This window comes from Rossellomorea vietnamensis (genome assembly GCF_001305855.1).
GTDB lineage: Bacteria > Bacillota > Bacilli > Bacillales > Bacillaceae_B > Rossellomorea > Rossellomorea vietnamensis_A.
Window position 1 is genome coordinate 22,759 of the sequence record NZ_LIXZ01000026.1, and the last position, 12,136, is coordinate 34,894.

At 45.3% G+C, this 12,136-nt stretch carries 9 protein-coding genes and 10 tRNA genes; all 19 read right to left on the minus strand.

Annotation, left to right across the window (positions count from 1 at the left end; translation table 11 throughout):
• Nucleotides 1-151: 151 nt before the first annotated feature.
• Complete coding sequence (locus AM506_RS20210) at nucleotides 152-1,120, minus strand: sugar phosphate isomerase/epimerase family protein (RefSeq protein WP_060674731.1); 969 nt, start codon at nucleotides 1,118-1,120, stop codon at nucleotides 152-154.
• Nucleotides 1,121-1,132: 12 nt separating this feature from the next.
• Nucleotides 1,133-2,173: a Gfo/Idh/MocA family protein gene (locus AM506_RS20215; protein WP_060674733.1), complete on the minus strand. Its 1,041-nt coding sequence runs from the start codon at nucleotides 2,171-2,173 to the stop codon at nucleotides 1,133-1,135.
• A gap of 15 nt (nucleotides 2,174-2,188) precedes the next feature.
• Nucleotides 2,189-3,214, minus strand: a complete 1,026-nt coding sequence (locus AM506_RS20220) for a Gfo/Idh/MocA family protein (protein WP_060674736.1) — start codon at nucleotides 3,212-3,214, stop codon at nucleotides 2,189-2,191.
• Nucleotides 3,215-3,233: 19 nt separating this feature from the next.
• Complete coding sequence (locus AM506_RS20225; protein ID WP_060674738.1) at nucleotides 3,234-3,959, minus strand: ThuA domain-containing protein; 726 nt, start codon at nucleotides 3,957-3,959, stop codon at nucleotides 3,234-3,236.
• A gap of 15 nt (nucleotides 3,960-3,974) precedes the next feature.
• Nucleotides 3,975-5,543 (minus strand): response regulator, encoded by a 1,569-nt coding sequence (locus tag AM506_RS20230; RefSeq protein WP_060674741.1) that lies wholly within the window; start codon nucleotides 5,541-5,543, stop codon nucleotides 3,975-3,977.
• Nucleotides 5,524-7,335 carry a cache domain-containing sensor histidine kinase gene (locus AM506_RS20235; protein WP_060674743.1) on the minus strand — a complete coding sequence of 604 codons (1,812 nt, stop codon included), beginning with the start codon at nucleotides 7,333-7,335 and terminating at the stop codon, nucleotides 5,524-5,526. Before AM506_RS20235 ends, AM506_RS20230 begins: the two co-directional genes overlap by 20 nt.
• 142 nt (nucleotides 7,336-7,477) lie before the next feature.
• The gene (locus tag AM506_RS20240) at nucleotides 7,478-8,755 is read right to left on the minus strand and encodes an ABC transporter substrate-binding protein (RefSeq protein WP_060674745.1); all 1,278 of its coding nucleotides are present in this window, start codon (nucleotides 8,753-8,755) and stop codon (nucleotides 7,478-7,480) included.
• An 82-nt stretch (nucleotides 8,756-8,837) separates the two neighbouring features.
• A complete protein-coding gene (locus tag AM506_RS20245; RefSeq protein ID WP_060674747.1) occupies nucleotides 8,838-9,665 on the minus strand; it encodes a carbohydrate ABC transporter permease in 828 nt (275 codons plus the stop codon).
• Nucleotides 9,665-10,561, minus strand: a complete 897-nt coding sequence (locus AM506_RS20250) for a carbohydrate ABC transporter permease (protein ID WP_060674753.1) — start codon at nucleotides 10,559-10,561, stop codon at nucleotides 9,665-9,667. The genes AM506_RS20245 and AM506_RS20250 overlap by 1 nt, the downstream gene beginning before the upstream one ends.
• Before the next feature lie 323 nt (nucleotides 10,562-10,884).
• A tRNA-Gly gene (locus AM506_RS20255) sits at nucleotides 10,885-10,958 on the minus strand.
• A 4-nt stretch (nucleotides 10,959-10,962) separates the two neighbouring features.
• A tRNA-Leu gene (locus AM506_RS20260) sits at nucleotides 10,963-11,046 on the minus strand.
• A gap of 8 nt (nucleotides 11,047-11,054) precedes the next feature.
• Nucleotides 11,055-11,128: transfer RNA gene (locus tag AM506_RS20265), tRNA-Cys, on the minus strand.
• Nucleotides 11,129-11,135: 7 nt separating this feature from the next.
• Nucleotides 11,136-11,210, minus strand: a tRNA-Gly gene (locus tag AM506_RS20270).
• 4 nt (nucleotides 11,211-11,214) lie between these two features.
• A tRNA-Gln gene (locus AM506_RS20275) sits at nucleotides 11,215-11,286 on the minus strand.
• Nucleotides 11,287-11,325: 39 nt separating this feature from the next.
• Nucleotides 11,326-11,401, minus strand: a tRNA-His gene (locus AM506_RS20280).
• An 11-nt stretch (nucleotides 11,402-11,412) separates the two neighbouring features.
• Nucleotides 11,413-11,486 (minus strand) — tRNA-Trp (locus tag AM506_RS20285).
• Between the two features lie 8 nt (nucleotides 11,487-11,494).
• Nucleotides 11,495-11,578: transfer RNA gene (locus tag AM506_RS20290), tRNA-Tyr, on the minus strand.
• A 16-nt stretch (nucleotides 11,579-11,594) separates the two neighbouring features.
• Nucleotides 11,595-11,670 (minus strand) — tRNA-Thr (locus AM506_RS20295).
• A 14-nt stretch (nucleotides 11,671-11,684) separates the two neighbouring features.
• Nucleotides 11,685-11,760 (minus strand) — tRNA-Phe (locus tag AM506_RS20300).
• Between the last annotated feature and the right edge of the window lie 376 nt (nucleotides 11,761-12,136).

The window sequence follows — 12,136 nt, forward strand, 5'->3', positions numbered from 1 at the left end:
AAGCCGAAATCACGGTGAATCCGGCCATTTTTTGTGAAAATCCGGCCGTTTTTGCAAATAATCCAGCCGTTTCACAATAAATGTAAACAACAAACACCTCACTTACGCCTCAAAAAAAAGAGAGCCCAATGGACTCCCCTCCTCATAAAACCTACACCCACCACATATCCGACGGCTGCTCTTCAATCAAGATCGACTTCAGATTCTTCACGGCACGGCCGAAACCTTCTTCAATCGACATGATTGGATCTTCATGCTCGATGCTGACAACATAATCATATCCGAATGTGCGCAGGGCACTCATCATATCCGACCATTCCTGCAAGCTGTGTCCACAGCCCACCGAACGGAAGGACCACGCTCTTGTCTGGATGCTGCCGTATGGCTGCATATCCGTCAGACCGTACATGTTGACGTTATCCTGGTCGATATACGTATCCTTCGCATGAAAATGGTGGATCGCATTTTCTTTCCCGAGGATTTTAATCGCGGCAACCGGATCAATCCCCTGCCACCACAGATGACTCGGATCAAGGTTGGCACCGATCGCCTCGCATGTTTCTTCACGAAGCTTCAATAACGTGTACGGAGTATGTACAAGGAATCCCCCGTGGAGCTCGAGACCGATCTTCACATTATGATCCTCTGCAAGCTTCCCTATCTCTTTCCAATATGGAATCAACTTTTCTTCCCACTGCCATTTCAGGATATCCCCGTATTCATTCGGCCAAGGAGATACCGGCCAGTTCGGATGCTTGGCTCCTTCATGGTCCCCTGCTGTTCCAGAGAAGCAGTTCACGACAGGTACATTCATCAATCCTGCAAGCTTGATCGTTTTCTGAAGCGCCATATGGGATTCTTCCGCAAAGGCAGCATCGGGTGAGATCGGATTTCCATGACAACTGAAGGCACTGATTTCAAGGCCTCTGAACGATACTTTCTCTAAGTACTCGTTCCTCTTTTCTTCACTATCTAAAAGAGCGTCCAGTTCACAATGGGCATTTCCGGGATATCCCCCCGTGCCGATTTCCACTGCGTGTAGTCCGGCTTCTTTTACATAATCAAGCATTTCATCAAGGTTTTTTTGTGAAAATAATACGGTAAATACACCTAGTTTCATTTGTGCTTCCTCCTATTTCAATATGATGCTTTGTCCGGTTTCACTGCTTTTATAAATGGCATCTATAATTTGGGATACCTGCATGGCTTCCTGTGGTTTCACAACCAATTCCTCTAAACCGAGGCAGCTGTTAATAAAGTTTTGTGCTTGAGGAATACTCGGGTCATCATCTCCCGGTACCCAATCCGCATCACTATTCAGAAGCATGCCGTGCTTCATTTGATTCATTTGGAACGGGAATAGATCGATTCCTCCTGTTTCCCCAGAGATGCTCATGCTTTCTTCGTCACTCTTCACGTTTGCAGACCATGACGTCTCAAAGAGCATGGATGCACCGTTATCGAATCTGATATAAGCGGTCACGTGGTCATCGACTTCAAAGCTCTCTTTATCAAAATCTCCCCATTGATTCACTTGGTCAGGCATTGTACTAAGTTTGTTATAGGTCGTCCCCGTTACTTCAACAGGTGCCGGATTTCCGAGAAGCCATAGGGATAAATCGAGGAAGTGACATCCGTAGTCGATCAGGCTGCCGCCGCCTTGAAGCTCCTTATTGGTAAACACTCCCCAGCCCGGTACTTTGCGACGGCGGATCGCCCTTGCTCTCGCGACCATCGGTTCTCCGATTTCATCTTCCATGATCACCCGCTTTGCCGCACGAGAGTCCCTCATAAAACGATAATGATAGGCGATCGCCAGAACCTTTCCTGATTCATCGGCGGCATTGATCATTCTTTCACACTCCTCAGGAGTCATGGCCATCGGTTTCTCACAAAACACGTGTAGACCCGCTTTGAGGGCGGCAATCGTGATTTCAGCATGAAACTTATTCGGAGTACAGACCGTTACGGCATCCACATGACCGAACATGTCCCGATAATCACTGAATACGTGCTGTATGTGAAAGGTTTCTGCCACGGTTTGTGCCGTGACGGGATTGATATCACTGATTGCTTCAATAGATACTGAATCTGATAGTTTAATAAAAGTAGGGATGTGACGCGTCTGGGCGATCCCCCCGACGCCAATCACTCCCATCCGAAGTTTGGTCATCGCTCGCATTCCCCTTTATAGCTTTACAATTCGTTTTGTTTCACTTGATTCAAGAGCAGCCAAAACAACCTCAAGTGATTTCTTTCCTTCTTCACCCGGTACGGGAGGCTCTGCATCATGAAGGATGCTGTGTACAAATTGATCGATCACGCGGGAATTCGTCTGTCCACCCTCGTCATTCGTTTGAATGCCCCCAAGCTCATACTTGACTACTTCTCCCGTCGAATATTGCACGATAAGGGAGTTTACCGGATCATCTTCCAAACGGAGAATCGCTTTCTCTCCATATATGATAGTCGAGTTGTCTTCTTTGGACACATAAGACCAGCTTGCTGCCAGGGTACCGATTGTACCGCTTTCCGTTTTCAATACGCATACGGCCGTATCATCCACATCGGCATTTTCCTTTGCACTTGTTTCCACAAAGGCACCGACTTCGGCGAATTCTTCCCCTAAGATGTACCGAAGAAGATCTGTTTTATGAACACCAAGGTCACCCATGGCACCGATGAACGCCTCATCCTTTTTAAAGAACCAGCTGTCCTTCCCGTCAGCACTCCAGCCTTCAGGACCGCCGTGGCCGAATGCAGAACGGAAGCTGTAGATTTTCCCCACTTCACCGCTTTCAATCAGCTGCTTCGCTTTTTGATGTGAAGGGACGAAACGCTGATTGTGAGCAATCATCAGCTTTTTACCGCTTTTAACGGAGGCATCGATCATGCTTTCTGCTTCTTCACTTGAAGTTGCCATCGGCTTTTCACATAGTACATGCTTTCCTGCGTTCAGGGCACCGATGGTAACCGTTGCATGCAGGTAGTTCGGTGTACATACGCTCACTGCTTCTACATCAGCGTTCGCCAGCAGTTCTTTATAATTGGTATAGGCTTTCGCTCCGACTGCATCGGCGATTTTCCATGCCCGTTCTTCGACGATGTCACACACTGCGACTACTTCAACGTTTTTATTATTTGCATATTCCGGCAGGTGACGGTGCTGAGCGATGCTTCCACATCCGATAACCCCGATTTTTAATGTATTCATGATTTTTCCTCCTCTATAATCAGTGTGATCCTTTGATTTCTTCGAGCGGTTTTGCATTACCATATACAGGTCTTGCATGATCCACCGGTGCTGCCCATTTCACTGCATTGGTGATGACCTTTTGGACATTTTCATTGTAATAAGTTGGATAGGTTTCATGTCCCGGACGGAAGTAAAATACTTTTCCATTCCCGCGCTGATACGTACATCCGCTTCTGAACACTTCGCCACCCTCGAACCAGCTTACCATTACGAGCTGATCAGGAGCCGGGATGTCAAAATGCTCCCCATACATTTCTTCTTTTTCAAGCTCGAAATATTCCCCTAAACCGGCTGTGATCGGATGGCTCGGGTCCACGATCCAGATTCGTTCCTTCTCATCGGCTTCACGCCACTTAAGGTCACAGGATGTCCCCATCAAGGTTTTAAAAATTTTAGAGAAATGACCTGAATGAAGGACGATCAAGCCCATTCCGTCAAGAACCCGTTGTTTTACCCGTTCCACCACTTCATCCTTCACTTCCTCATGGGCGATGTGGCCCCACCAGACCAATACATCCGTACCTTCCAGTACATCTTCCGTTAATCCGTGTTCCCCTTCATCTAATGTAGCGGTTTTCACATTATAGGACGCATCTCCGAGGAAAGAGGCAATGGCACCATGAATTCCTTCAGGATACACTTCCCTCACTTTCGGATTCTTTTGTTCATGACGATTTTCATTCCATACTGTTACGTTTATCATTGTAAAACCTCCAAGTTAAGTTTGTGCATGCCGGTATTCATTTGGTGTGAGGCCGGCATGTTTTTTGAATACTTTACTGAAATATTTTTCATTTCCATATCCTACACCGTAGGCCACTTCGTAAATCTTCAAGTAAGGATTCTCAAGGAGCTTCTTTGCCTTTTCCATACGGATATTCGTGACATAATCTGTGATGGTCGCTCCATAATCCTGCTTAAACTTTCGGGAAATGTATTCCCTGCTTAAGTAGAACCTGTCGGCAATGTCCTGAAGATTGATATCCTCCTGATAATGCTGCTGCAGATATTCCTCAATATACTGCATATTGTTTTTTTCTTTTTGATATTTAGCCTGTGTCAGCGTCTGAATGAGTTCGATAAACTCTTTCGTCTTTTCCTCTTTAAATTTCCTGAACGAAAACGAGCCGTCCTCCCTCCAATAATCCCTGCCCCGGTAAAAGGCTTCTTGACTCCTGATCTCGTATTCTTTCAACCAATTATTCCGCAGGATCTCAAACTGATCCTCCCACACCTGAATCTGCTCCAAGGTAAGAATATGACTGTTTTCTAATTTGGAAAAGATCCCTTCCAGCTGGGACTGGACCTGCTCCCTGCTTCCCGAACGAATCGCCCACTTCAATTCATTGGAGTGATCCAATAAATGAAGATGGGACCCAGCCAACACATCCTGATGGGTGACAAACTTCTTTTGGGCAAGGAGAGGGTGCCTGGAGTACACTTCAAGAGCGGATTCATAAGCTTCCTTCACTTTTCTCGACTTCTTGCCAAGAGCCATGACCGGGGAAACCCTTCCATATTGATAGATCAATGAGTGGATTTCCTCCAGTAAATATGTTACGTGTTTATGATTCCAGAAGAGAATAACAAGTTCTTCTTCTTTGTTGCTATTCCTGAAACAAACCCCATCGTTCTGCTTTCGTAAAAGCTCATTGCAAATATTGATGATGGTAAAAAAGGCAAGATCCCGGTCTCCTTGAAAGGACTTCATTACGATCGGCTTGATCGGCAGGAGTGCTACAGTCTTATGCAGCTTTTCGATGGACACACCGAACTCTTTTTCAACTTTTTCTGCCATCTCTTTTGTAATGCCCTCTTTCGAACAGAGGGTTGAGAAGAATCGATCCCAGTAAAGGGGCTTCACCTCATTCATGACCCGGCTTTCCTCTACTTGAGATTTTCTTGAGCGTGCCTGCTCATCCCATTCCTTCACCGCTTTATCCAACGTTTCATTCAGTACATCCGGTTCAATCGGTTTCAGAATGTAATCAAAGCTCTTATAATGGATTGCGTTTCTCATATATTCGAAGTCATCATATCCGCTTACGACGATGGTCTTGCTTGTCAGTTCAGAGGCATGAAGCCACTTTAACAGGCTGATGCCGTCCCTCTTCGGCATCCGCATATCCGTGAAGATGATCTCAGGCCTGTGCTTTTTGATCAATTCGATGGCTTCGTCTCCATCTTCCGCCTCGAGGATGGTGTGGATTCCATGCTTATCCCATTCTGCCAACAAAAGTAATCCTTCACGCACATGCTTTTCGTCGTCAATGATGATTGCTTTCATTTGCCTCACCCTCCATTCGTAATGGCAGCCTCATGGTGACCATAAAGCCTCCACCTTCATGATTCTGAAGCAGCAGAGTGGCCTTATGGTCATAGTAAAGCTTCAATCTTACATAAACGTTCTTCAGCCCGATGTTGGTTTCTTCACCGGTTTTATTCCATGCATCTGCTTTGAAGTGTTCTTCTATTTCCCTGAGCCTGTCTTCTGTCACCCCTGCTCCATTGTCCCGGACAATCATCACGAGTTCTGTCCCATCCTGAAAGCAGGTCAGTTCAATCCTCCCCACTCCATCACGGATGTCGAACCCGTGCTTAAAGTAGTTTTCTATAAGGGGCTGGAGGATCATTTTGGGAACAAGGACCTCCTTAACCTCTTCGTCCACTTCGACACTGTACTCCAGGTTTTCACCGAACCGCTCCTTTTGTAAAAGGAGATAAGCGTTCGTATAGTTGATTTCCTTGCTTAACGGAACCACATCCTCCTCCATGTTCATCCCATACCTCATGATTTTAGATAAATGGGTGATCAGGGAGTATATTTGCGGAACCTTGTTCTTAAGGGCAATCGTCCCGATGGACTGCAGCGCATTGTAGAGGAAATGGGGATTGATCTGCGACTGCAGAACCTTTAATTGATTCGTTTTGTTTTCAAGCTCCAGCTTATATTCCCTGTTGATCAAATGATTGATCCGCTCGATCATCTGCTGAAAACGATTCCCAAGGATCCCGATTTCATCAAAGCCGAATGATTCGGCTTGTACCTTCATATTTCCTTTTTCCACCTCCTGGATATTTGAAAGCAGTATCCGGATGGGAGATGTAATTTTAAAGGAAACAAACAGAGTTGCCAGCACCACGAGGGTCAATCCAAGGACCCCGAATAAAATATTGATCTTCGCCACACTAAATGCGCTTTCATAAAGGTTCGCATACGATACCCTCTTCACCAGGAACCATCCGCCGGAGGAAACTGGAAGCTGATCGTACATCATCACCCCGTTGAATGTATCTTCCTTCCACTCAAGGGTCCCAGAGACATCCTTTGACTCCATGATCCTCCTGATCCACTTCTGATTGTTACCATCATCCGATACATCGCGATCCGAGCTGTAGATCATTTCCCCTTCTGAAGATAATAAATAAAATTCCTCTGATTCTGGATTATAGAGATTCCTGCTCAAATCGATGATTTTATCAGGGGAGATGTCCAGGGAAATATAGGCCAACACTTCATCCCCGGGGACATTTCGGAATGCCCGGTGAATCGTGATGATTTCCTTCGACCGGTTAATGTTCTCTTCTTCCTGGCTATACGTGGGTTCAATGTACATATTGTACGGGCTTCGTTCTGCTTTTCTGAAGTATTCCCACTGTGAATCTTTTATTCTATTGGAGAACACAACGGTGGAACGCTTCGTTGCCGAAATGACCCGGTCACCATCGGCAAAGGAAATGCGTACTCCGTTGATCGTGTCCCCTGTGTAGAGAATCGTTTGCACAATACTCTTCACGATGCCGATCGTCAGGTAATTATTCTCCTTATCCTGTGACCTCATGTAATTAATGAAATCGGGATTATTATAGAGTGACAGCGATAACCCGTTGAGTTCATTGATATAACTCTCCAGGTTCACCTTCCCCTGATAAAGGAGATTACTGCTCTCCTTCACCACCTGCTCCTCAATCGAATCCTTCGTATACAAATATGTAATAATGATCGAACTGCCAAACGGCACAATCGTCGTAATCATAAGAAGTGCAATCAACTTATTCCGAATGCTTGTCTTTAACATGAGGGACGGACCTCCCAGGTCTCACTTATACACTAGTATAAAGTGTTATTCCCCGCTCTTGGAAGTGTTTTTTCGAAATATTCCTACTAAACTTATAAAATAGAAAGCATGCCTTTAATAGACATGCTTTCTACTATTCTGTTTACTTCAAGTTATCCCATGTTTGTTGGAATCGCTCAAGTACAGTATCATAATCAATTTTTCCGGCTGCATATTCCTGGATTGTCGCAGCAAATTCTTTATTTGCTCCATCCGGCCATTTAAACCAAGTCCAAGGAATCGTTTTCTCGTCCTTAGAGTAGTCAAGGATGGATTGACCCAAGTCACCAAGACCATTCGGCTCGATGTTGTCAAATGCAGGGATGAACGCAAATTCTTCTGTGATATAACGCTTACCTGTTTCAGAAGAAACCATCCACTCCAAGAATGTTTTCGCTTCTTCAAGATGCTTAGAGTTCTTATTCAAAACCCAGTTATTCGGCACACCGACAGGAAGGCGATCTGCATTCTCGTCATTGCTGATTGGAATCGGAAGGAAGCCCATGTTGATATCAGGATTGATCTCGGTGATCATGTTCTCAGTCCAGTTCCCTTGTTGAAGCATCGCTGTTTCACCAGAGGCAAATAGTGTAACCTGCGTATTATAATCCGTCGTTAAAGGATTATCGTTTGCATATTTAAGCTCAGTGTCCAATACCTCTTTGAACTGTTTGAACTTCTCATTTCCAACAATCTTCTCAGATCCGTCATAAAGTCCAGCGATGAATTTATCCGGATCTTCCTGCTGTGCAAATGGAATGTTCAGTAAATGCTGACCGATTACCCACCACTCGCCGTAACCAGCTGAGAACGGAGTGATTTTCTTCGCTTCAAGCTTCTTCGCTGCATCTTTCAGCTCATCAATCGTTTTAGGAGCCTCAGTGATGCCTGCTTTTTCAAATAAATCTTTGTTGTAAACAAAACCATAACCTTCCAAGTTAACTGGCATACCATAAAGCTTGCCGTCCTCATCCGTCATCGGAACTTTCCCGATTGGAAGGACATGCTCAACCCAAGGCTCACCTGAAAGATCCGCAAGCTTCTCTTTCCATAGCTCTAACTCTTTGAATCCACCATTGTTGAAAATATCCGGCTCTTCACCAGACGCGAATTTCGCTTTAAGGGCCGCACCGTAATCGGCACCTCCGCCAACGGTTTCAAGCTTGATCTTAATGTTCGGATGCTCTGCTTCGAATTCCTTGATCATTTCTTGAAGCTGGTCGGCGATTTCAACCTTGAACTGGAAGAAATTCAGTGTCACGACATCATCACCTGAACCGGACTCCCCGCCTGAACTGCTTGTTTTGTCTTTAGAAGAACAACCTGCAATAATTCCAAATACTAAAACCAAAGACATACAAAGTAATAAAATACGTTTCATAAATGGATTGACCTCCCTGATATAAAATATTTTATATAAATTTCTGTATCAATGATAGACCATCTCGACAGAAACTTTATATCTACTTGATCGAACCTGAAGCAATCCCTTTGATGATATGCTTCTGTAGAAATAAGAAGAAAATGATGACTGGTGTTATACCAAGCACCAATGCTGCAAGGCCCATATCCCATTGCTTCGTATACTGTGCAAAGAACGAACTGGCTGCAAGCGGGATCGTCCGCAGTTCCGCATCCTGTAATACAAGGAGTGGAAGCAGGTAATCATTCCAAATCCACAATGTGTTCAAAATGATCACCGTAACTGTAATAGGTTTCAGCAATGGGAAGACGATCCTCCAAAACACGCCAAACTGACTGCAGCCGTCTATCATCGCTGATTCCTCGATTTCAATCGGGACGGTTTTCACAAACCCGTGAAACAAGAAGAGGGAAAGTGGAACCCCGAATCCGAAGTACATGATGATCAAGCCCGGTATGCTATTCGTAAGCCCTAACGTTCCTCCAACCTTCATGAGGGGAATCATCACCGTCTGGAACGGAATCACCATGGCTGACACAAAGATGACAAATAGGATTTTACTGAACTTCCCAGGCGTACGTACCATTTTCCATGCTGCCATGGAGCTGATGATCACCAATCCGATATTACTGAAAACTGTGATGATCAGTGAATTCCAGAAAGCACGGGGGAAATTAATAACCTCCCACACCTTGGCATAGTTGGAAAACATAAATTCCTCCGGCCATGCGGCCGCATCAATCAAAATCGCAGCAAATGGTTTCACAGAGTTGACCAGTACGAAGTAGAAAGGGATAAGGAAAATGAGCCCAATGACAATCCCGATGATTTCTAATACAAATGTTCTCTTCGTATAGCGATGGCCCATTATGCCTCAACCTCCTTCTTCTTTGTCGCCATCACCTGAACCGTCGTAAACACAGCCACTACCACAAAGAACAGAATAGATTTCGCCGTACCAAGTCCATAACGGTTATTCTGGAAAGCTTCCTGATAAATATTGATCGCTACAGATTGAGTAGAATTGAACGGCCCGCCGCCTGTCAGCGAGATATTCAGATCGAATATTTTAAAGGCCATCGAAATCGTCAAGAAGAAACAAATCGTGAATGCAGGTAATATCAATGGAATGATGATCTTCGTCAGGAGCGTCCAATTGGATGCACCATCTATCTTCGCTGCTTCAAGAAGTGAATTGTCCACACCTTGCAACGCCGCTACATAAATGACCATCATATACCCCGAGATCTGCCAGGCAAATACGATGACAATACCCCAGAAAGCCGTTTTCTCATCACCAAGCCATGGCATTTTAAAGAATCCGATATCCGTCATATTCCCGAGTGACGCGAATCCTTTCACAAAGATGAACTGCCAGATGAATCCGAGTAACAATCCCCCGATGACGTTTGGGATAAAGAATACCGTCCTCAGGATATTGCGCGTCTTCAATGCGGCATTCAGTAACAGAGCAAATCCGAAACCAATCAAATTACTGATGATGACTGCCGCAAACATAAACTTCGTCGTGAACATGAACGAGTTAAAGAACGTCTTATCATCAGTGAAGATTTTCTTATAATTATCCAATCCGACCCACTCAACAACCGAACTGACACCATTCCATGAGGTGAAGGAATAATACACACCCATCAAGAATGGAAGAATCTGAATCACTAAGAAAAATAAAAGTGCCGGTCCAACAAAGGCAGCGTACGTCAGCAAGCTCTTATACTTGAACTTTTTCTTCGTCACTGGCTTCATTTGTAATTCTCTGCTTACCGGTCCTGTCTGAATCTTTGGTTCCACCCGTATCACCACCCTAACTGTGTAATCGCTTTCTTTTATTATAATGGTAGCGCTTTCTTAAAAGGGGAACTCAATTGACAAAGAAGGTGCAATATTTTGACTAGATGGGTTTTGGGTTGACGTGGGGTGGGTAAATAAAAAGGTTGGATTTTTGTGTTTTGGGTTGGTACGGTTCGATTTGAGTGAGGGGCGGTGAATTAGTTTTTTGAAAATAAAATGCTGAAATTTAAACAACAAAAAAGACTTCCTCATATTGAGAAAGTCTGTCGTATGTAAGTTGGAGCGGGTGAAGGGAATCGAACCCTCATCATCAGCTTGGAAGGCTGAGGTTTTACCACTAAACTACACCCGCGATGTGGTACCGGTGGCCGGGATCGAACCGGCACTCCAGAGGAACACGATTTTGAGTCGTGCGCGTCTGCCAATTCCGCCACACCGGCATTACATTTGGAGGCGGCAACCGGATTTGAACCGGTGATCAGGGTTTTGCAGACCCATGCCTTACCACTTGGCTATGCCGCCTTAATATTGGAGCGGAAGACGGGATTCGAACCCGCGACCCCCACCTTGGCAAGGTGGTGTTCTACCACTGAACTACTTCCGCACTACTGGGCTAGCTGGATTCGAACCAACGCATGTCGCAGTCAAAGTGCGATGCCTTACCGCTTGGCTATAGCCCACTGATAGTATATGTCATGGAAATAAAAATGAGACTTTTATGGGGCGACTGATGGGAATCGAACCCACGAATGCCTGAACCACAATCAGGTGCGTTAACCACTTCGCCACAATCGCCATGTTAAAATTGGCAGGGGTAGTAGGAATCGAACCCACACCAAAGGTTTTGGAGACCTTCGTTCTACCTTTAAACTATACCCCTAGAATAAATGGTGGAGGGGGGCAGATTCGAACTGCCGAACCCGAAGGAGCGGATTTACAGTCCGCCGCGTTTAGCCACTTCGCTACCCCTCCAGCTAAATCACTTGACTGGTGCCGGCAAGAGGACTTGAACCCCCAACCTACTGATTACAAGTCAGTTGCTCTACCAGTTGAGCTACACCGGCATCAAGTAAATAAATGGTGGCTCAGGACGGAATCGAACCGCCGACACATGGATTTTCAGTCCATTGCTCTACCAACTGAGCTACTGAGCCGTATTAAGTATGCAGCCTACAACTAGAATGTTGTAGTCCATCGTCCAGCTCTCAGGAAGCTGAATCAAGAAGTTGCTCGAGCTGTACGCTGATGTTTACTCGGGTGAAGCTTATTCACCGGGCTCTATCAACTGAGCTACTGAGCCAAATAGTTTTCGGCTTCCGCTAAGCTTCGAATCTCTTCGTCAGCTCACTCAGTCACATCCTCACGTATGTAAAATACGCTCCGGTGTTCCTTCGATCGCTTCCTCGACCTTCTCGCTTATCGAAACCCTTTTCCTTTTCAAGAAACAATATTCTAATTAAAAATGGCGGTCCGGACGGGACTCGAACCCGCGACCTCCTGCGTGACAGGCAGGCATTCTAACCAACTGAA